Consider the following 21,386-nt stretch of genomic DNA (forward strand, 5'->3'; position numbering starts at 1 on the left):
ACAACCCGCGAACTTCTTCGCATGGATCCTCACTGTGATTGAAGTGGAGCGCGCAGGTCAAAGAGACCCAGGCGGGTGTTATTTTTGATTTCGGGTGAAGCTGTCGAACGGTGTTCAGTTTTTGAGGCGTACCGTGGTTTGGATTGTTCCGTAGAGTGGGACGGTGGTCGGTAATGAAGGAGGGCAATCAACGTCGTGTGCTTCAACGCGTGGAGATCCGTTCCAGCTCGCCTTGAACCGGACACACAGTTGCACCGATACCTGCGCGTAAGTCCCGGCACTACCGGATTGGCCCATGCCGTAGTAAACCGCGTCAATTTCGAACGACTGCTCGGTGGTGCTGCTGTGGAATACTCGACTCCGGTCGATCGAAGTGATCCCGTCGTTGAGTTTTTTCTCGACGTCCTTGTCGTCGCCGGCGATGAGCTCCAACTGCTGACGTCCGCGTTCGGCGCGTGTACGGGCGTCGTCCGCGGCATGGTCGAGGGCAACGTCCTCCGACGAGGCGCAGGCTGCTGCGCTGACCGCCATGACGGTCAGCACAGCAGCTACGGCGAGTACCCGGATCAAAGCCCGTGCTTCCGCAGAGCCTCGGTGAAAACGTCACCGTACAACTGGTGTCCCTCTCTATTCGGGTGGAAACTGGCGGAAGCGACCGGATTGAGGTCGGTAATGGGCTGATCGCCGTCGGTCTTGTCGAGCCTGATGAAGTTGATCCTCTCCGGATCACCGCATGCTCCCTTGCCGGCAAACGCTGCAGTGGGATCGGCGAACACAAGCGGTATGCCGTCGCCGGCTAGCCTCATCGTCAGCGCTTTGTATGCTGCGGTGAGATCGCTCGCGGTCTTGGCGAGCCATGCGATATTTTCCTCGCCGAGCTTCTGGCTACATGGCCAAGCGTCCTCGATCAGCTTGGGATACCCCATCAGTACGATCTTGGCGTTTGGTGCCATCTCGCGAATTGTTCTGATCGTCGTGTCGACCGCCGGCATGACCTTGTTTTCGATCAGCTCGGGCATGGCCTGCTCAAGAGGCTTGTCGCCGACCTCGCTCACGACGTCCTTTTGGCAAGGCGAGACGAAAAGGCAACGCTTGACGACTGGGGTGAAGGAAGCGTCGTTGCCTCCGATGGAAATCGTCACGAGCGTGGTGTTCTCGTCCACGAACCCCCGGTCGAGCTGAGACAGTTCGTAGTACGGCCCGACACCACCGAAGTTCCACGGGTCCCGGGGTCCTTCCCGGCCGTCCGGCATGACCGTCGGAAGCACGTTCCTGGCTCGAGCCCCGCTGCATGCGAGCAGGTGGTAATCCATCGTCGGATCGTTGAAGAAGTCGGCGATCTGGCCGATGGTGGCGCCGCTGTACCGGGCCGGCTTGCCCTGGCGCGACCACGCATGGGGTGAACGGTGGCACGCGTCGCGGCTGCGCTCGATGTCGCCGTCGACGTTGGTCTCCCGGTAGTAGGCCTCGTTGCCGCCGGCCCCTTCACCCGACGAGTAGGAGTCGCCCAGCGCGACGATCATGTTCGCCGGCTTCTCCGCCATGGGCTGGAAGGCGATCGCGTCCCACGCGATGTCTTCGGTTCCCTCGCCTTCCAGCGTCACGGACGACAACCTGACCTTCGGCGTGCCCGAGAACTGCAAGACCCCCAGCGACACCCACTTGTTCTGTTCGGTCCGCTGCAGGATCACCCGGTGCTTGGTGCCCGAACCGGTCTCGATCTCATACCTGGCCTGCCGGGTGTGGGCGCCGTGGTCCGGGATGTGGACCATGACCCGCGCCCAGCCGTTGAGCTGGCGGTTCAATGTCCACGTCCCGGTGACCTTCGCGAAGCCACCCGTGGCGTCGTCCTTGCGGGTGTGCGCGAACCAGAAGTGGTTGTCGAAGCCCGCGCCGATCTGATGAAAATCGATCTTCGCGGACGGGGACGCGAACTCGAGCTGGAACGTGCCCTGGCTGGTCCAGTTTCGCTGGCACCGGCGAGCAGGATCCGCCCACTTCGCGGGTAGCGGCGTCGGTGTCGACTGCAGATCGTCGATGATCAATGCGTTTGCGGGCAGCTTGTCCTGCGAACACTGCGGCGGATAGTTGGTGCCCCAGCCCGGCGACGGATCGGTGTCGTCGAACGTGAAGTTCCAGTTGCCGCACGTGGATTCGCAGTCGTCCTTCCACTTGGCCGGAACGTGCCACCAGCACTTGAGGTCATACTTGCCGGTCGCGGGGTTCTTGTGTGCGCATGGCCCAGCAGGCTCCGGGTCATCACCCGGTTTCGGCAAGACGCTCGGATCGTCCGGAACCCACTTTTGGCCTGGGTAGCAGTCGTTCTCCGGCTTGCAGAACAAGTCGACCGGAGGCTTCACGGCTTCGCGGTATTCGACGTTGTTCCACCATGCGGGCGCGAATCCAGCCCCGGTCTCCGAGTACGGAGTGCCGATCGAATGGGCTGCCCAGCCCATGATCTTCTCCGGATACGGCCAGTACTGCGGGTTCTTGGCATCGCACTGGCACGTTTCGAGGAACGGGTTGCGATTCGTGAGGTAACGAGGGTTGATCGGGTTGTTAGTCCACCCAACGCCCCATGGCGAACCATCGCCCTTGTTCATGTTGAAGCCGGAGTTGTACGCCCAGGCCGCGAAGAACCAGTTCTCGATCTTGCGCGGGTTGCCGTCGTTGACGATCATTCCCGCGCGCCTGGTCTCGTTCCACTTGTTCTGCAGGATGTTCAGACCCTTGGCGATGTTCGTCTTGTGGTCCAAAGCAATCGCGCGCTGCTGCTCCGCGGGCAGCGCGGGAGAGTGCTCACCCTCACGGCCCGCCATCCGCATTCCGTCGGTGACCTGCGTGATGCCGTAGCCGCAGTCCGCCTTGTCCCAGTGGATGTCCCAGTCGTCCCGGTCGTCCTTGTTATAGATCGCCAAACCGAAATAGTTGCCGATCAACGGGTTCGCGCTCACCCCGGGAATCGCGAACCGGGCGGCCTGCCACAGGTTCGACTCCTGGGCCATGATCCCGAGCAGGATCTGCGGTGGGACCTTCTGGCCCCCCTCAATGGGGATCGACGGGAACATCTTCTGTGCACCGTCCGTCTCCTCCAGCTTGCCGAGCACCGCGCGGTCGGCCGCCCATTCCGCCTGCAGCGGCGTCGGCTGGGTCGCCATTTCCGACGCGTCACCGCGCGGGATCGCGCACGTCCGCTCCGCGTCCACCGGATCGGAGAGACTCGTGGCGGACATCTGCTGCTGTACCGCGGCGCCACTGAGTTTCGGGTGGAGTGAACGGCCGGTCGCCGCCCGGTCGCTGACGAGCTCAGCGGGGTCGACGGTGAAGCTGGCATGCTTACCGGTGTCGATGATTTTCAGGTCGACCTTTGTGCGCCGGGCTTCTGTGGATGCCGTCGGTTTGTCGGCCCACTCCGTCTTCTCCACGGCCGTGCGACCTTCGGTGGAGACGGTCGCGTCGCGGGCGATATCGAGCTTGGCGATCGACGGTGGCAGCGCGGCGACGGAGCCGGTCTTGCCGGTGATGAAGACCTTCCCGGCTTTACCCGAGGTCAGGCCCAGGCTCTTCAGCGCGCCGGTGGCCAGCGTAGTGATCTTGGCCTTGGGGTCGCCCGGCAGTGCGCGGCGGGCCCGCGCCTTGTCGCCGAGGCGTTCCAGGAAGACGACGCCGCCGTCACCGTCGGGCCTGAGCAGGAACGGCGTCCCGGTCGCGGCGGCGATACGGGTGCGCACGCCCTTCTCGTCGATCTTCACCAGCGACTCATGGCCGGCGGCGATGATCCCTGCCTTCGTCGGCACCGCCGACGTGACCTGGCCTTCGACCTCGATCCGGCGATCGAGCTTGGCTGCGGCGGCGTCGAGCTTGGTCAAACCAGTCTTGAGAGCGTCGTCGCCTTCCTGCGTGAAAACGGCGCTCTCGCCGGTGCCGCAGCCGGGGTTGAAGTAGGCGAGGCTGGACCTGATCGGCAGCTTCGTGACTGCGCCGGTGTCCAGGTCGACTAGGGCGCTGAAGCCGCCACGGCCGGAGAACTTCTCCTTGTTGGTGAAGATCCGCGGTGCGTACACGACGACCGCGCGCTTGCCCGACTCGGTGACGCAGGCGTTGCCGATCCATTGATCGGCGTCAAAGCCGGCTTCCGACAACGTTGTCGCGGTGCGCCACGTGTAGCCAGTCGACGCGTCGGCGACCAGTATGTGGAAGCCGTCGGCGTCGCCGCTTGTGGTCCAGGCCCGGTCGCCGGACTGCTGCCAACCCAGGCCGAGCAGCTCGTCGCGCTTCTTCGGTTTGGTCGAGTTCGAGGTCGTCCGGTCTGTCGGCGTCACCTGCTGAGGCGATTCTTCAGGCGCCGCAACCGCGGTCGTGGATGACAGCGAGACGACGATGGTCGTCAACAACGCACATGATCTTTTACTGCGCTTTACGCGCATATATCCCCCCTACAGTCGTTCTAGATCACGAGTTGTTCTCATGTTTGATCAGGGCATGGATGACCGGCGCGCTGCCGCGCACACGCAGACTTGGTGCGTTGCCGTCAGACTTGCGCGGACGCCAACAACATGAGGAGACCTGGATCTTCAATCCTGCCCCCGTAGCCGACGGTCGCCCTTCCGGCTGACCGGCCCCCTGACGCGGTAGCTCGCGGTCTGCTCACCAGTCGCTTTGGATCTGGAAGCCCTCGACGTGGTCTTCGAACTGCCAGCCGAACCACTCGCCGACCGACGCGATGTCGCCCTGCCAGAACTGGGTGTCGCCCGATGCGTTGTGCCACATCGAACCGGTGTAGCAGCTGCCGTGCATATGCCAGGACGAGATCCGGTGGTTCCACGAAGGGATCTCCGAAGGGAGATTCACCGAATAACCGTCGTGGTCACAGGTGCCGTAGTAACCGAGCCACGTGTACGAACCCCGACCGGTGTCGTAATGGCCGTTGTCGTACCAGGTCATCAACGGCGTGCCGGCCGCCGCAGCCGCCTTCAGCTCGGGCGCATCGGCTGTGGCGGCACAGGTCACCTTTGGTGCCTGCCCCTTCTGTCCGATCAGACCAACGCAGTGGTCCCCAACCTTCGGTGCGGCCGCAGCCGTGGCGGTGAACGCGGACGCCAGCAAACCCGCGGCCATGGCCGCGAGCAGGATTTTTCGCATGGTGTTCCCCCGGTGATGGCGGCTTCCCCCCTGGATGCCGCTCTACCGGTACGTAGCTAACCCGGTGCGCAGAGTCACGTCAACGGGAATCGGAAAACTAAGAGGCCCGGCGCGCTCGCGCCGGGCCTCTCGTCATGGGCTACGGATTGGGTTGTTGTCCGTTCACCGGATCCGGAGGGTCAGTTGTGGTAGTGGGCGGCTGCGACGGACAGAGCACGCCGCCACACGGACGTGTCGGCTTGGTCTGCGTGGGCTTCGTCGGCTCCGAGGCGTTCGGGTCGGTCGTCCTGGTCGGCGTGTTCGACGGCGTCTGAGACGGTGTGTTCGACGGCGTGATCTTCGGCGGCTCGGACCGGTTCAGCAGGTGGGCTTTCGGGAACTTCTCTACCGGCGTGCCGTTGAGCGCGGCGTCCATGAACTTCTTCCAGATCTGGCCAGGGATACCCGAGCCGAAGATCGGCCCGCCGGTCTTACGGTCGGTGATCGGCAGATTGCCCTGATCCTTGCCGACCCAGACGGAGGCGGACAGCGACGGTGTGTAGCCGACCATCCATGCCTTCGAGTTCTGGTCCTTACTCTCCGGAAGCTCGTGCGTACCGGTCTTTCCCGCGCACTCGCGACCACCCGCACAGGCGATGTTCTTCTTCGGGATCTCCTTCAGGACCTCGGTGACGTTGTCGGCAAGGTCCTGGCTCTTGGTGGGATCCGGGTCGAACGCGGGAACACCCTTCTCGGTGTGCTGGTAGAGCAGTTCCTTGTCCGGGCCCTCGATCTTCGTGATGAAGAAGGGCTTCCGGTAGACGCCGCGCGCGGCGAACGTCGCAAACGCCGACGCCATGTCGAACGGCCGCACCTGGGCGTCGTCCGCACCGATCGCGATACCGGTGTTCGGCTTGCCGCCGTCCTTGCCGACCAGGGTGTTGAACGGCTTGCCCTCGTACATCACCGTCTTCGGGATGCCTGCTTCGTGAGCTGCATCGGCGACGGCGGGTGTACCAGTGTCGTTGGCGACCATGTCGTAGAAGACGGTGTTCAGGGACTCGATCATCGCCTGCTTGATGGGGCATTGCTTGCCGCAGTTGCTCGTGCCGGCGTTGCGAATGACCTGGTTGGCAATCGTGCGCGGCGAGGTGCCGTCGTACGTGTCGCCGATGCCCTTGCCCATCTTCAACGCAGCGATGAGGTCGAACGGCTTGAAGGTTGAGCCGGCCTCCTGGATCGTGCCCTTGGCATAGTCGATGCCCTGCAGGCCGTCCTTGCCCGCGTAGTACGCCTTCACCGCACCAGTGGTCGGGTCGATCGCGCTGAGCGACGTGCGTAGGTCCGGGTCCTGGCCGTTCATCACGGCGTTGACGGCGTCGGTCGCCGCCTGCTGCATGTTCTTGTCGACGGTCGTGTAGATGTCGACGCCGACCTTCTGGGCCTTCTCCATGGTCAGGCCGACGTCGTCGCTGTCGACCTCGTTCTCGATCTGCTGCTGCACGCGGGCCATCGGGCCCTCGAGGCCGCCCGGCCGGGTCTTCTCGAACGGCTGCGGCGTCGGGAACTGCTGGGAGCCGCGGTAGGCCTGGTCGATCCAGCCCTTCTGCTGCATCTGGTCCATCACGAAGTTCCAGCGCTTCTGCGCGTACTCCATGTCCTCGGACCACGACGGCGTCTGGATCATGCCGGCGATCAGCGCCGCCTCGGACGGCGTGAGGTCCTTCATGTCCTTGCCGTAGTAGACCTGCGCCGCGGCCTTCATGCCGTTCGCGCCACGACCGAAGTGCACCGTGTTGAGGTACGCCTCGAGGATCGTGTCGTGGTCCGACTCGTTGGACATCTTGTAGGCCTTGACTAGCTCCGTGAACTTACGGGTGAGCGTCGGCGCCTCGTTGTTCGTGGCCTTCTTGATGTACTGCTGGGTCAGACCCGAACCACCACTGGAACCACCGGTCGCCTGGATCCACACGGCGCGCACGATGGCCTTCGCATCGAAGCCGGGGTTCTCGTAGAAGTTGGCGTCCTCGGCGGCCAGCACGGCCTTGCGGACGTGGTCGGGGACCTCGTCGAGCTTCAACATGCTCAGGTTCTGGCCCGGCTGGGTGATCTTGGCCATCTCCGAGCCGTCGGCCCAGTGCAGCGTGATCGTCTTGTTCTGGCCCGCCGCGACCTCTTCCGGGTGCGGCCAGTTGACCAGCGGGTACGCGATCGCGACCGCGAGGACCGGACCGAGGATCATCAGTCCGAGAGCGACGAACGCGCCGATTCGGACCCTCTTCCAGATCTTCTTCTTACGCAGACGGCGCTCCTCTTCCTCAGTGAGCTCCGGCTCGTCATCGTCGTAGTAGTCGTCGTCGTACAGATCCGGGTCCTCGTCCGGCTCGCGGTGCGTCAGCAGGCCGGGTTCGCGCTGGACCGGGGGTGCGACGTGCGGCATCTGGGTCGTGGCCTCCTCGCCGGGACGGCGAGGAGGCACCGGACGACCAGGGCCACCGGGACCGCCGGGGCCTCCCTGGGGGCCACCGGGCGGACGGCCACCGGGCGGCACGGGACCGCCGCCGGGCGGCATCGGGCGGCGCATGCCGCCGGGAGGTGTGGGCGGACGGCCACCCGGACCGCCGGGAGGGCCGCCTACGGGCGCGCCTGGACCGCCGTTCGGGCCGGGACCACCCGGACCGGGCCGGCGGGGCGGCGGCTGCTGCGGGACGCCACCGGGCGGCGTGCCGCCTTGGGGAGGGCGCGCGAAACCACCGGGCGGGGTGCCCGGTCGCGGCTGATTCGGGGCTTCGCGGCGACCGCCGCCGTCGGGGTCGTCCCCCGTTGGCCACTGCGGCTCGCCGCCACGTTGCCTGTCATCATGCTGGTCGTTCACGTGAAAAGGCCTCCCAGACCGGCGCGCGTCAGCACGCGGTTCGGTGGTCGTACATCGTTCGGAGCAGTGTCACTGCTGTGTCACTCCGCCGCGGTCCTCCTGCGTGGTTTGTCGACTCCACGCGTTCCCAGGACGTATGACTGCACCAGGTGGTTCCAACTGCATGTGCGACACACTTCAACGACGTAGACGGTGAACTCCTCGAAAAGGTTCGCCATCCGCGCAAGTTCCTCGGTCGTCCGCGCCGATCCGGCCGCGTGCTTCAGCTCGTCACCGTAGACCCAGGACACGTGCGTCAGTGCTTCCTTGCGGCAGACCGGGCAGGTCACGTCAGTCGGTGTGCCGTGGAATTTCGCAGCTCGGAGCAGGTACGGACTCGCGTCGCAGACCTCCATGGTGCCCGTCCGGCCAGAGTAGACCTCCGCCAGCAGCGCGCGGCGCTGCAGCGAGTAGTCCACGACCTGCCGTTGGGTCAACACGGGACCAGGGTACGTGGCGACCGTTGCGGGGTGGTGGGCCGTTCAGGGCAGCGCCCGTCGAGGCGATATCACGGTGTGCGACATCCCACAATGACGAGGGGCGAGTGATGTATCGCGGCGATATAATCGTGTCACCTATCGGTGCACGTGCGAGGAGGTGACTCGTGTTCGAGTTCGCGATCCTCGGCCTGCTGCACGAGGCGCCGATGCACGGGTACGAGCTGCGCAAGCGTTTGCACGAGCTGCTCGGCGCGTTCCGTGCGTTCTCGTTCGGGTCGCTGTACCCAACGTTGCGACGACTGCAACGTGCGGGCCTGATCGTGGAGGAAGGGCCGGAGGAGTCTGCCCTTTCTTGGGGACGTCGGGCTCGCAAGGTCTACAAGCTCACACCGGAGGGCAAGGAGCGGTTCGCCGATCTCCTGGCCAACGCGGGGCCGCAGACCTGGGACGACGACTCGTTCGGCGTCCACCTGGCGTTCTTCTCACGCACACCCGCCGACATCAGGATGCGAATCCTGGAAGGCCGGCGGCGCTGCGTCGAGGAACGGCGGGAGGGCCTCCGGGCGAGGCTGGCGAAGACGGGTGAGCAGATCGACCGCTACACCCGCGAGCTGCACCGGATGGGGTTGGAGAGCACGGATCGCGAGGTGCGGTGGCTCAACGAGCTCATCGCGCACGAGCAGGCCGAGCAGGACGAGTAGTACTCACCTTTGTTAAGGAGGACTCGGCAATGGGCGGAAACCGCCGCACCGTTCGAGTGGCCATCGTCGGGGTTGGCAACTGCGCGGCGTCGCTGGTGCAGGGCGTCCACTACTACCGGGACGCCGATCCGAGCACCCGCGTGCCCGGCCTCATGCACGTGCAGTTCGGTGACTACCACGTGCGGGACGTCGAGTTCGTCGCCGCCTTCGACGTGGATGCGAAGAAGGTCGGACAGGACCTGGCCGACGCCATCGTGGCCAGCGAGAACAACACGATCAAGATCGCGGACGTGCCGCCGCTCGGCGTCACGGTCCAGCGCGGGCACACGCTCGACGGTCTCGGCCGGTTCTACCGGGAGACCATCGAGGAGTCCGACGAGGCGCCGGTCGACGTCGTCGCCGCGCTTCGTGCGGCCGAGGTCGACGTGCTGGTGTCCTACCTGCCGGTGGGCTCCGAGGAGGCGGACCGCTTCTACGCGCAGTGCGCCATCGACGCGGGTGTCGCGTTCGTCAACGCGCTGCCGGTGTTCATCGCCTCGGACCCGGAGTGGGCGGAGAAGTTCCGCGCGGCCGGCGTGCCGATCGTCGGTGACGACATCAAGTCCCAGGTCGGCGCGACCATCACGCACCGCGTGCTGGCGAAGCTCTTCGAGGACCGGGGTGTCCGGCTCGACCGCACCATGCAGCTGAACGTGGGCGGCAACATGGACTTCCTGAACATGAAGGAGCTCGAGCGCCTGGAGTCCAAGAAGGTCTCCAAGACGCAGGCCGTCACGTCCCAGGTGGACCGCGATCTCGGCAAGCGCAACGTCCACATCGGACCGTCGGACTACGTGGCGTGGCTCGACGACCGCAAGTGGGCCTACGTGCGCCTGGAGGGCAGTGCGTTCGGCGACGTGCCGCTGAACCTGGAGTACAAGCTCGAGGTGTGGGACTCGCCGAACTCGGCGGGCATCATCATCGACGCCGTGCGGGCCGCGAAGATCGCGCTCGACCGCGGCATCGGCGGCCCGATCCTGTCGGCGTCCTCGTACTTCATGAAGTCGCCGCCCGTGCAGTACTCGGACTCCGAGGCACACGACGCCGTCGAGGCGTTCATCCGCGGCGAGGTCTGAGATTCGCTTGAAAGCCCCCCGGTCGTCCGGTTAGCTGGTCCGGACGACTGGGGGGTCGTTCGGCTCCCCATGTCAACAAACTGGGGAAAAGGACAAATGACAACAAAATTCTGGGGGGTCGCCGCGCTCGCGGCGACTATGACCGCTGGTCTCGCCGCGGTCGCCGCGCCGAGCGCATCGGCGATTCCGTCACTGGCGTGCAAGACGAGATCGCACGTCTTCACGTTGCAGACCGACGGCGACCTGTGGCTGTACGACCACATGTTCGCCGACCGGAACACCTCGACCATCTCCGGCGCGACGCAGATCGGGAGTGGCTGGTCCGGCCGGCTGCTGGTCGGCGGCGACGGCGGCAACGCCAACGACAGCGCCGTTTACAACATCACGCCCGGTGGTGACCTCCGGCAGTACTGGTGGACGTACAACACACAGGGCAGCGGCGGCACGTGGAAGGACAACGCCGCGTTCAAGGTCGTCCGCACGGGCTTCCAGGACTTCCTCGGCGCCCGCCGCGACCTGATCACCGCGGACAAGGACGGCTCGCTGTACTACGTGCGCAATGGGCTGCTCCTGCGCGACACGAGCGACTTCGGCGTCGGCCGCACGATCACCATGGCCGACGGCTTCGACCGGTTCGACCTGATCGTCGCCTCGGGTGGCGTGATCTACGGCCGCACGCCGACCGGCGAGGTCTGGCGCTACCGCTACGACGCGAAGTCGCAGCGGTTCATCGAGCCGACCGGGCCGGCCGCGACCGGCTGGAACGCGTACACGAAGTTCACCGGCCCCGGTGGTGGCGCGATCTACGCGACCGGCAAGGCGGACGGCAAGCTCTACCAGCTTTGGGACGCCTCGGACACCGACGACACCGTCACCTGGGGACCCACCAAGCAGATCGGTGCCGGCCTCGCGTCCGATGTGGACACCGCCGGTGCGCCGACGGACTGCATCCGGACGAGCGACTTCACCATCCCGGCGGCGACGCCGTACCACGCGCCCGACCGTGCGACGGCGATCTTCGACAACTACAACGGGAAGCTGGAGCTGTTCGACACGTCCGACGACAAGCACCTCGTCCGGTTCGTGCAGAACGCCGACGGCACCTTCGCCAAGTCCGTCGAAGGCGCGGCGGTCGACCGCGTCACCGCGGTGCACGGCTACGAGGGCGGCGCGCAGCTCGCGTACGTCGACACCGACGGCCTGGTCCAGGCGCCGTACTCGACGTCGGTGAGCACCAAGCTCAACCCGGACGTGTGGGGTGGCGTGACGGCGCACGCGCCGGCGATCGCCCAGACCGAGAGCGGCCGCACCAGGGCGTTCTTCACCGACGCCAAGGGACAGCTGTGGCAGCGGAACATCGGCGGCCGGACCGGTGAAGGCTGGGACTGGCGGCCGTGGCGCGTCGTGCCGGGCGCGACGATGTTCGCCCGGCCGGTCGCGATCGGGCTCAGCGACGACACCTACGCGGTCGGCACGATCGGCCCGAACAAGCAGTCGGTCACCGTGTGGGTCAACGGCACGAAGTTCAACCTGCCCGCGCCTGGCAGGGTCGAGTCGCAGCCGGCTCTCGTCGAGCACAACGGCGCGGTCCGCGTGTTCTTCACGGACTCCGACGCCGATGTGTACACCGCGACCATCAAGAACGGCGTCGCCTCCGACTGGGCGAAGGTGCCTGGCATCACCAGCAGGTTCTCCGGTGTCAGCGCGACCGTCGCCGGTGGCCACCTCGAGATCGTGGCGAGGCAGTGGGACGACAGCGTCGCGGTGAGCACGGACCTCGGTCCCGCCGTGGTGATCTCCGACGTCAAGGCGGCGAACGCGTCGTCGATCACCACCCGCAAGTCGGGTGAGCGCGTCATCGCCTTCCGCGACTCGTCCGGTTCCACCTACCTCTACCGCTCCACCGCCACCGGCTACACCGGCGGCAAGATCGGCTAATGCCGTCATGGCCACCTTCACGGACCTCGAGTCCGTGAAGGTGGCCATAACGTCAGCGCTTGGAGAGCCGCAGCTTCTGCCACGAGCCGTCGGCGGTCCACCCGCCGTCGACCGGCAGCGCGACGCCGTTGATGAAAGTCGACTTGTCGCTCGCCAGGAACGCGACGGCCTGCGCGATGTCGTCCGGCACGGCGAACCGCCCGGCGGGCACATGGTTCGTGATGTCCTCGTCGACGTAGTACCCGCCGGCCTGCGACTCGACGTCCATCTCGGTCTTGACCCAGCCGGGGCACACGGCGTTGACGCGAACGCCACGCCCGCCCCACTCGACGGACAGCGTGCGGGTCATTCCGATCAGGCCGTGCTTGGTCGTGTTGTACGCGGCCCGGTCCGCGACGCCGCGCAGCCCGGCGACGGACGCGATGTTGACGACCGACCCCGATCCCTGCGCGAGCATGATCTTGCCGAGCGCCTGAGTGAGCAGGAACGGCCCGGTCAGGTTGACCTCGAGCATCCGGTGCCACTGCTCGAGGGTCGTCTCCTCGAACGGCACGATGCCGGCGATGCCCGCGTTGTTGACCAGCACGTCGACCCGCCCGTGGGTGTCGACCACGTGCTTGGTCAGCCGCTCCACGTCGGCGGGCGACGCGACGTTGCCGACGATCCCGTCCTTGCTCTCCTGCAGGTCGAACCCGACGACGGCGAACCCGTCCTCGCGCAGCACGTCCGCGATCCGCAGCCCCATGCCCTGTGCCGCACCGGTGACCACCGCAACTCGTTCCGTCATGAGCGCGAGGCTAGGTGCCCGTCAACGATCAGCGGCAGACTCACTTGGTGGTTCTGGGGCTGAGCATCAGCATTGCTGACAGGCGACGCAGGCATCCCAGTCGAACGGTCGTGAGCCGAGCAGCTGCAGGTACGGGCCGATGCCCTCATGAGACGCATCGAAGTGCCTGCCGATGACCAGACCCACGATTCGGGCGGCGCCCGCGCGACGAAGGGCGACTGCGGCTGACTGCAGGCTTGCTCCGGTCGTCCACGTGTCGTCCACGAGCAAGACGTTCTTGCCCACGACGTCACCGCTGACCGAATAGCGCTCTGGGCGAAACTGCCGTGTGTTCTCTCCTGACGTACTCAGGCTTCTCGTGAAGAGCCTCTTCGTCACCACGTACCGCTCCAGCAACGTCTCGACCGGGGTGTCGCGCCCGCGGGTGCTCGGGACCGCCGTCACGACGTCGATCGGTGCCAGGCAGTTCCAGTGGCGGCTGAGGAAGGTGGCGAGGAGATAGGCGAGTTCGTTCGTGAGTGTGCGCCGCACGTTGTGGATGAGGCTGTTCTTGTATTGCCAGAGCGTGTGCGCGAGCTGCTTGTCCTTGATCGCCAGCGAGATCGGCACAACGAGGTCGGCCAGCTCGACACCGGCTGCCTTGGCGTGCTCGTTGCACTGCCAACAGCGCGACCAGCCGTCGGTGTTCCGGCGACACACCTCGCAGACCACTCCGGAACCGAGCGATGGTGGCGGCACCAGGACGTTGCTGTAACGCTCGATGAAATGGCTGAGCGGACTCACGTCAGAAGTTGATCAAATCCGGGATCTCCGCGCTCAGCTCGTCGAGCACGCGCAGCAGGTGGTCAGGATCTTTCAGGACGGTGGTGTTGGGTCGTTCGGCCATGTCGCGTCCCCAGGTCGTGCCCGCCACTACCTCGGGCAGGAGGAAGACGTGCCGGCCGTGTTCCAGGGCGAGCCGCGCCTGGATCCGGGTACCGCTGTGCTCACCGGCTTCGACGACCACTGTCGCCACGCTGCACCCGCTCATGACGGCGTTGCGCATGGGGAAGTGATGCTTCGCGGGACCGGCGTCCGGCCAGAACTGCGACAGAACGGCGCCGGTTCGTGCGATCTCCTGCTGGAGATCACTGTTGACCGCCGGATAACTGGTGCGAAGGCCCGTGCCCACCACCGAGACCGTTCGGCCACCGGCATCCACGACGGCACGGTGCGCCGCAGTGTCGACGCCGGCGGCGAGGCCGCTGAACACCGTGATCCCCTGCTGAGTCAGTGTTGTCGCGATCTCGCGGGTGATGTGCAGTCCGCGTGCGGAGGCGTTCCTGCTTCCGACGACTGCGACACCGGTCTGGTCGGCGGGATCCAGGAATCCCCGGTAGGTCAGGAACGGTGGACGCTGGTGGACCATCATCAGCTGGGCCGGGTAGTCCTCGTCCAGCACCGTGACGAGCCGAATGCCTTCCTCGCTCCACTCCTTGATCTCGTGCACGACCGAGTCGAGTTGGTCCGAATGGTCACCCGTCGCATGATCGAGCGTCGGCTGGTCGGGCGTGAGAAGTCGCTCCAAAGTGGACAGTGCGGAACCGCTTGCCTCGACCGCATTGGTGACTTCGCCCCAGGGCCGCCCGCTGTCGCGGAGCGCGAGCAGGAGTGCGGCCTGTTCGAGGCGATTCGTCACCGTCACATCCTATCGAACAGAGGTTCGACCTGCGAGTTCATCGGTTCGGCGAGTTTAGGCGGCTCGCCGGCGGGCGCTGGTTTACCCCAGCGCGCCCGGCAGGTCGGTGATCGAGGTCAGCACCGAGACCCTCGCCAGCACCGCGGGGTCCGGCGGGAAGTGCGGGTTCGGCACGGCGAACACGGTCATGCCCGCGGCCAGCGCCGACTTCAGCCCGTTCGTCGAATCCTCGACGGCCGCGCACGCCTCCGGCGAGACCCCGAGCTTCTCCGCGGCCCGCAGGTACACGTCCGGAGCGGGCTTGCCCTTGCCGACCTCTTCACTCGACAACGCCACCGGGACGATCTCCGCCAGCCCGGTACCGTCGAGGAACGACCTGATCAGCACCGGTGGTGACGACGAGGCGATGGCCACGGGATACCGCTCGGCGACCGCACGCACGGTCTCCACCGCGCCCGGCAGAACCGGCGGTCCGTCCGCGTATCGCTCGACCATCCCGTCGATGACGCCGGCCGAGGCGTCCTCGGGCGACAGCCGCACGCCGACCGCGGTCACCAGGTAGGACGCCCACTCCGGCGTGCTCATCCCCTGCATGTCGGTCGTCGCCGTGGGTGTCCATGTGCCGCCGTGCGAGAGCGCAAACGCTTGGCGCACCTCGTCCCACACCTGTTCGGAGTCCACCAGCACGCCGTCGAGGTCGAACACCACCGCTTCCACGAGGCGAACCCTACCTTGTGATCGGCGATACTTAGCTACGCGAAGTAAAAAATGTTAGGGTAGCTAAGTGAACTTGAAAGGACAGCCGAAGCAGGTGTGGATCACCGCGTTCGCCGCGGTCATCGCCTTCATGGGGATCGGACTGGTCGACCCGATCCTGTTGTCGATCGCGGAGGGGCTGCACGCGACGCCCGCGCAGGTCACCCTCCTCTTCTCCAGCTACCTGGGCGTCCAGGTCGTCGCGATGCTGTTCACCGGCGCCGCGACAGCCCGGTTCGGCGCGAAGCGCACGCTGACCGCCGGCCTCACCCTGATCGTGCTCGCGACGCTGGCCTGCGCCGCGGCCGGAAGCATCACCGAACTCGTTGGTCTGCGGGCTGTCTGGGGCCTGGGGAACGCGTTCTTCATCGCGACCGCGCTGTCGGTGATCGTCGGAGCCGCAAGCGGTGGCCAGAAGGCCGCGATCCTGTTGTACGAAGCGGCGCTGGGTCTCGGCCTGAGCGTTGGACCGCTGCTGGGTGCGTTGCTCGGCAGCATCTCGTGGCGCGGCCCGTTCCTGGGCACGTCGATCCTCATGGCGATCGCGCTCGTGCTCTGCGCGATCTTCCTCGCCAAGGACAGTCACGAGGTGCGCCCCAGGATCCGGCTCGTCGACCCGCTCAAGGCGTTGCGGCACCGCGGGCTGCTCAAGACGAGCCTCGGTGCGGCGCTCTATACGGCCGCGTTCTTCACCGTCCTCGCCTGGTCGCCGTTCGTCCTCGAGTACGGCGCCGTCGAGATCGGGCTGATCTTCTTCGGCTGGGGTGTCTGCGTCGCGGTCGCCAGCGTCTTCGGTGCGCCGAAGCTCGCGGGCAGGCTCGGTGAGCGGCACGCGACGATCGTGGCCGTGCTCGCGTTCGCGCTGCTCATGCTGGTGATGGCCGTGCCGAGCAAGCCGTTGCTGGTCGTCGCGGTGATCGTCAGCGGGGTGGTGAGCGGGCTGCTGAACACGTTGTTCACCGGCACCGCGATGAGCATCAGCGACGCGCCGCGTCCGGTGGCGAGCGCGGGCTACAACTTCCTGCGCTGGCTCGGCGGAGCCCTGGCCGCGACGTTCGTCAGCCACCTCGGTCAGCCGTTCGTCGTCGCGGCGGTGTTGTGCGTCGTCGCGGCCGCACTGCTCGTAAGCCACAAACCGGACGAACGCGTAGTGCCAAATGAGGCGGTCCTCGTCGGAGAACTGGCAGGTTGAAACCGCTTGATCACAATACGTAGGCCGTTCGACGGGTGTGGCACGTGTTCGTCTTCCGTTAACTTCGCGGACGGCTGGACATCGGATTGAAAACCTAGGTTCAGCCAGTTCCCAACTGAGCCGAACCCGGAGGCCTGAGTGTCTTCATCCAGCGAACGGGGCCGCCGCCTGTTGCCCCTGCTCCCGACGAACCATCCGCTCGGGCGCGCGGCGGTCACCTGTGAGTTCCGCTGCGGCAACGCGTGTTCCCACGATGCCCCCAACACCTCGGAGAACCAGTACTTCGGCGACGTCGTCCGCGAGGTCGTGAGCCGTCGCGGAATGCTGAAGGCCGGCGCGGTCATCGCCGCCGCCGGCGTCGGCGTGGCGTCCATGTCCGGCGCCGCCGCGGCTGACGTCGAGGCCGATCTCGACATCGATCTGGACCTGAAGTTCGGTCACGACCGCGACGGCCTCAACTTCGAGCCGGTCGCCCCGAACACGCTCGACCAGGTCGTCGTGCCCAAGGGCTACCAGCAGGACGTCGTGATCCGCTGGGGTGACCCGATCCTGCCTGGCGCGAAGGAGTTCAACTTTGACGCCCAGACGCCCGAGGACCAGGCCAAGCAGTTCGGCTTCAACAATGACTTCTGCGGTCTCGTGCCACTGCCCGGCTGGGACCGGTGGCTCATGGTGAGCAACCACGAGTACACGTCCGAGCAGTTCATGTTCAAGGACTGGGCGCCGGACAAGGTCCAGGAGAAGCACGTCCGGATCGCGTGGGAGGCGCACGGCCTGTCCGTCGTGCAGGTCGAGCGCGACCACCGCACCGGCAAGCTGGTGCAGTCCAAGGACAAGCGCAAGTACAACCGTCGCATCACCCTGACCACGCCGTTCGAACTGCGCGGCCCCGCAGCGGGGTCGAAGTACCTCAAGACCTCGGTCGATCCGACCGGTACGAAGGTCTTCGGCACGCAGAACAACTGCTCCGGCGGTGTCACGCCGTGGGGCACGATCCTGTCCGGCGAGGAGAACATCAACCAGTACTTCGCGAACGCCGATCAGGTCACCGACCCGGCCACCAAGGCGAGGCTGGCCCGTTACGGCATCGCCGGCGGAGCGTCCCTGCGCAAGTGGGAGCGGTACGACAAGCGCTTCGACGTCGCGCAGGAGCCGAACGAGCCCAACCGGTTCGGCTACATCGTCGAGATCGACCCGCTCGACCCGACCTCGACGCCGGTGAAGCACACGCACCTCGGCCGGTTCAAGCACGAGGGCGCGAACGTGATCATCGCCCGCGACGGCCGCGTTGTCGCGTACATGGGCGACGACGAGCGCTTCGAGTACATGTACAAGTTCGTCTCCGACGGGCGTTACATCCCGGGCGACAGCAAGCGCGCACGTGAGCACAACAAGCGCCTGCTCGACTCGGGCACGCTCTACGTCGCGAAGTTCACCGGCGACAGCCCGGTGTCCGAGATCGACGGCACCGGCAAGCTGCCGTCAGACGGTGAGTTCGACGGTACCGGCCAGTGGATCCCGCTCGCCAGCGGTAACAAGTCCTTTGTGGACGGCTTCACCGCTGAAGAGGTGTACGTCTTCACCCGCTTGGCCGCGGACAAGGTCGTACCGACCAAGATGGACCGGCCCGAGGACGTCGAGCCGTCGAAGAAGAACCGCCGGATCTACGCGGCTTTGACGAACAACGTCGACCGCGGTGTTAAGCCCGGCAAGGAAGGCGCGACCGAGGTCGCGCCGCGGATCAACAACAAGCACGGTCACGTGCTGGAGATCGAGGAGACGCGCAGCGACAACACCGCGCTGACGTTCTCCTGGAAGCTCCTGCTGGTCTGCGGTGACCCGAAGTCGCCGGACACGTACTTCGGCGGTTACGACAAGACGCAGGTCAGCGCGATCTCCTGCCCGGACAACGTCGCGTTCGACTCGCGCGGCAACCTGTGGATCTCCACCGACGGCAACGCGCTCAAGTCCAACGACGGCCTGTTCGCGGTGCCGGTCGAGGGCAAGCGCCGCGGGTTCGTCCGACAGTTCCTCACGGTGCCGATCGGCGCGGAGACGTGCGGTCCGGTGATCACCGACGACTTCGTCCTGGTGTCCGTGCAGCACCCAGGCGAGGTCGACACCGCGAACGCCAACAACCCGGTGTCGCACTGGCCGGACGGTGGCACCAGCCAGCCGCGGCCGTCGGTCGCGGTGGTGTGGCGCAAGGACCGCGGCCGCGTCTGCGGCTGAGCATGACCTAGCTCACTCACGTGGAATGAACCGGTGCAGTCACCCATTCGTGTGACGGGTGGCTGCACCGCGGACAGCCGGGAACATTGGGTGTCCTATTAGGAGTGAGCTGTGAAGCGCGTTGCTGTTTTCGTTGGTATTGCTGCCATTGCCGGCCTGACGGCCGCCTGCGGATCGGCGACCGCGGCCAACCCGGCCCCGGCCGCCGAGACCGCGGCCCCGGTCGCCGCGGCGGTTCAGGTGCCCGCGGGCAACAAGCTCGTCGGCAGGTACAAAGCCACCGGTGTGCAGGTCTACACATGCACCGGCAACGCCTGGAAGGGCCTCGAGCCCGCGGCGACGTTGGTGGACAAGGACAACAAGCCGGTCATCCTGCACTCGCGGGGCCCGGTATGGGTGTCCACAGTGGATGGAAGCGCGGTCGAGGCGACCCCGGTCGACGGCGCCAAGGCCGACCGTCCGGGCGCGGTGCCGGAGCTGCTGCTGAAGTCCAAGGCGAACCGCGGCGACGGCCTGTTCGCCAAGGTTTCGTACGTCCAGCGCCTGGAAACCGAGGGTGGCGTGGCTCCTTCTGGTGGTTGCGCCCAGGGCGCGCAGACCGCGGTGCCCTACTCCGCGCTGTACACCTTCTTCGCGCCAGAGGCCTGAACCAGCACGGTGATCGCCGCCGCGACCATGCACACGCCGACCACCCAGAGGCCGGTCCTCTGGGTGCCGGTCGCGTCGCGCAGCCACCCGGTGACGTACGGCGCGGCGAACCCGCTGATGTTGCCCAACGAGTTGATCAACGCGATCCCGCCCGCGGCCGCCGTGCCCTTGAGGAAACTAGACGGCAGTGCCCAGAACGTCGGCAGTGCCGCGCAAACCCCGATCGCGCAGATGCTGACCGCGATCATGGCCTGTACGGGGCTGTTCAGGTAGAGCGCGATCGGGATCGCGACCCCGCCGAGCAGCATCGGCACCGCTACGTGCCACTTCCGTTCCCCGGTGCGGTCGCCGTGACGTGCCCACAGCACCATGGCGACCGCACCCAGCACGTACGGAATCGCGTTGATCAGCCCGCGTTCGACGATGCTCGCTTTCGGCGCCAGGCCGGCGATGATCGTCGGCAGGAAGAAGCCGAGCGTGTACAGCCCGTAGACGATTCCGAAGTAGACGAACGACAACGCGTAGACCCTCGGGTTCGCGAGCGCGTTCTTGAGTGGCTGTTCCTCGTGGTTCTGCTGGGGCGGGTCCGGCAGGTAGAACCAGGTGATCACGGCGAGGACGATCGCCGGAATCCCTTCGAGCAGGAACATCGTGCGCCAGTCGGTGGCCTGGATGAGCAATCCGCTGAGCGTCGCCCCGAGCGCAGTCGACACCGGCACGGCCACCATGAACCAGGCGACGATCCGCGCCCGCTGCTCCTCGCCGTAGAACCAGGTCAGGTACAGGATGATGCCGGGAAAGAACCCGGCCTCCGCGACGCCGAGCAGAAACCGCAACCCGATCAGCACGGCCCCGTTCGGCACGAACGCCATGGCCGTGGCGACGATCCCCCAGCTGACCATGATCCGCGCGATCCACCGCCGCGCCCCGAACCGGTGCAGGGCGAGGTTGCTGGGCACCTCGAGGATCAGGTAGCCGATGAAGAACACCCCGGACGCGAACCCGAAGACCGTGGCGGTGAGCCCGAGCTCCTTCGACATCCCGTTCGGCCCGGCGAACCCGATGTTGACGCGGTCCAGGTAGTTCACGAAGTAAAGCAGGCAGAGAAACGGCACCAGCAGCTTCTTGGGCACGTAAGGTTCCCCCATGAGTGATCGGCCGGTCGCCCTCGTCACCGGGGCATCCCGCGGTATCGGTGCGGCGGTTGCACGAAGTCTCGCGCCAACCCACGACCTCCTGCTAGGCGGCCGCGACCGCGACCTGCTGGAGGACCTGGCCGACGAGCTCCCCGGCGCGCGCGCCTGGCCGGTCGACCTGACGTCGGTCTCGTCGAACGACGTCGCGGCCATTTCTTCTCTGGACGTCCTCGTGCACAGCGCCGGCGTCGCCTTCCTGGGACCGCTGGCCGAGGCCACCGTGGACGTGTGGCGCCAGACGTTCGAGATCAACCTCATCGCGGTGGCGTCTTTGACCAGGCTTCTGCTGCCCGCTCTGCGTGCCTCGGGTGGGCACGTCGTTCTGATCAACTCGGGAGCCGGGCTGCAGGCGAACCCCAACTGGGGCGTCTACGCGGCGTCGAAGTTCGCCCTTCGCGCGTTCGGTGACTCGCTGCGGGCCGAGGAGCAGTCGATTCGGGTCACTTCCGTGCACCCTGGGCGCGTTGATACCGACATGCAGCGTGGGGTGCGGGCGCAGGAGGGCGGCGAGTACCAGCCGCAGTACTACCTGGAGGCGGAGTCCGTCGGGCAGGCGGTGCGGACCGCCGTGCTGGCGGGGCCGGACGCGCATTTCACCGAGATCGTGGTGCGGCCGCGCGCCCACTGAGTTATCCACAGACGGCGAGTTATCCATAGACTCGCCAACA

General features: G+C 66.3%; 17 protein-coding genes. 7 read left to right on the plus strand and 10 right to left on the minus strand.

Annotated features, from left to right (window positions below):
* Positions 1-114: 114 nt before the first annotated feature.
* The 5 genes from QSK35_RS26115 to QSK35_RS26135 form a co-directional block, all read right to left on the minus strand.
* The gene (locus tag QSK35_RS26115; protein WP_285750144.1) at positions 115-543 is read right to left on the minus strand and encodes a hypothetical protein; all 429 of its coding nucleotides are present in this window, start codon (positions 541-543) and stop codon (positions 115-117) included.
* A 23-nt stretch (positions 544-566) separates the two neighbouring features.
* Entirely contained in the window at positions 567-4,391 is a 3,825-nt protein-coding gene (locus tag QSK35_RS26120) for a GDSL-type esterase/lipase family protein (protein WP_285750145.1), read from the minus strand.
* A gap of 256 nt (positions 4,392-4,647) precedes the next feature.
* Positions 4,648-5,142: a hypothetical protein gene (locus tag QSK35_RS26125; protein WP_285750146.1), complete on the minus strand. Its 495-nt coding sequence runs from the start codon at positions 5,140-5,142 to the stop codon at positions 4,648-4,650.
* Positions 5,143-5,281: 139 nt separating this feature from the next.
* Complete coding sequence (locus tag QSK35_RS26130; RefSeq protein ID WP_285750147.1) at positions 5,282-7,600, minus strand: transglycosylase domain-containing protein; 2,319 nt, start codon at positions 7,598-7,600, stop codon at positions 5,282-5,284.
* 476 nt (positions 7,601-8,076) lie between these two features.
* Positions 8,077-8,475: a DUF5318 domain-containing protein gene (locus tag QSK35_RS26135; protein WP_285750148.1), complete on the minus strand. Its 399-nt coding sequence runs from the start codon at positions 8,473-8,475 to the stop codon at positions 8,077-8,079.
* A gap of 164 nt (positions 8,476-8,639) precedes the next feature.
* Between QSK35_RS26135 and QSK35_RS26140 the strand changes: the two genes are divergently transcribed.
* The 3 genes from QSK35_RS26140 (at position 8,640) to QSK35_RS26150 (ending at position 12,229) form a co-directional block, all read left to right on the plus strand.
* Positions 8,640-9,176, plus strand: a complete 537-nt coding sequence (locus QSK35_RS26140) for a PadR family transcriptional regulator (RefSeq protein ID WP_285750149.1) — start codon at positions 8,640-8,642, stop codon at positions 9,174-9,176.
* A 29-nt stretch (positions 9,177-9,205) separates the two neighbouring features.
* Complete coding sequence (locus tag QSK35_RS26145) at positions 9,206-10,291, plus strand: inositol-3-phosphate synthase (protein WP_285750150.1); 1,086 nt, start codon at positions 9,206-9,208, stop codon at positions 10,289-10,291.
* A gap of 96 nt (positions 10,292-10,387) precedes the next feature.
* Positions 10,388-12,229, plus strand: coding sequence for a tachylectin-related carbohydrate-binding protein (locus QSK35_RS26150; protein WP_285750151.1), 1,842 nt, complete (start codon positions 10,388-10,390; stop codon positions 12,227-12,229).
* Positions 12,230-12,281: 52 nt separating this feature from the next.
* On the opposite strand, the gene QSK35_RS26155 is transcribed toward QSK35_RS26150, so the two are convergent.
* From QSK35_RS26155 to QSK35_RS26170, 4 genes are all read right to left on the minus strand, one after another.
* On the minus strand, positions 12,282-13,016 hold the full coding sequence (locus tag QSK35_RS26155; RefSeq protein ID WP_285750152.1) for an SDR family NAD(P)-dependent oxidoreductase: 735 nt from the start codon (positions 13,014-13,016) through the stop codon (positions 12,282-12,284).
* A gap of 66 nt (positions 13,017-13,082) precedes the next feature.
* Positions 13,083-13,799 (minus strand): ComF family protein, encoded by a 717-nt coding sequence (locus tag QSK35_RS26160; RefSeq protein ID WP_285750153.1) that lies wholly within the window; start codon positions 13,797-13,799, stop codon positions 13,083-13,085.
* Position 13,800: 1 nt separating this feature from the next.
* A complete protein-coding gene (locus QSK35_RS26165; protein WP_285750154.1) occupies positions 13,801-14,694 on the minus strand; it encodes a DNA-processing protein DprA in 894 nt (297 codons plus the stop codon).
* Positions 14,695-14,775: 81 nt separating this feature from the next.
* Entirely contained in the window at positions 14,776-15,411 is a 636-nt protein-coding gene (locus tag QSK35_RS26170) for an HAD family hydrolase (RefSeq protein ID WP_285750155.1), read from the minus strand.
* 67 nt (positions 15,412-15,478) lie between these two features.
* Here QSK35_RS26170 and QSK35_RS26175 point away from each other — a divergent pair, with 67 nt between their 5' ends.
* The 3 genes from QSK35_RS26175 (at position 15,479) to QSK35_RS26185 (ending at position 19,522) form a co-directional block, all read left to right on the plus strand.
* Positions 15,479-16,642, plus strand: coding sequence for an MFS transporter (locus QSK35_RS26175; protein WP_285750156.1), 1,164 nt, complete (start codon positions 15,479-15,481; stop codon positions 16,640-16,642).
* A gap of 138 nt (positions 16,643-16,780) precedes the next feature.
* A complete protein-coding gene (locus tag QSK35_RS26180; RefSeq protein WP_285750157.1) occupies positions 16,781-18,874 on the plus strand; it encodes a PhoX family protein in 2,094 nt (697 codons plus the stop codon).
* A 111-nt stretch (positions 18,875-18,985) separates the two neighbouring features.
* The gene (locus tag QSK35_RS26185) at positions 18,986-19,522 is read left to right on the plus strand and encodes a DUF3455 domain-containing protein (protein WP_285750158.1); all 537 of its coding nucleotides are present in this window, start codon (positions 18,986-18,988) and stop codon (positions 19,520-19,522) included.
* Here the strand turns inward: QSK35_RS26185 and QSK35_RS26190 are convergent.
* Positions 19,483-20,670: an MFS transporter gene (locus tag QSK35_RS26190; RefSeq protein WP_502881719.1), complete on the minus strand. Its 1,188-nt coding sequence runs from the start codon at positions 20,668-20,670 to the stop codon at positions 19,483-19,485. The genes QSK35_RS26185 and QSK35_RS26190 overlap by 40 nt on opposite strands.
* On the opposite strand from QSK35_RS26190, the gene QSK35_RS26195 reads away from it, so the two are divergent.
* Positions 20,669-21,346: an SDR family oxidoreductase gene (locus tag QSK35_RS26195; RefSeq protein WP_285750161.1), complete on the plus strand. Its 678-nt coding sequence runs from the start codon at positions 20,669-20,671 to the stop codon at positions 21,344-21,346. The two genes, QSK35_RS26190 and QSK35_RS26195, sit on opposite strands and share 2 nt — an antisense overlap.
* The last annotated feature ends 40 nt before the right edge of the window (positions 21,347-21,386 follow it).

Source organism: Lentzea sp. NBRC 105346, from assembly GCF_030269605.1.
Taxonomy (GTDB): Bacteria; Actinomycetota; Actinomycetes; order Mycobacteriales; family Pseudonocardiaceae; genus Lentzea.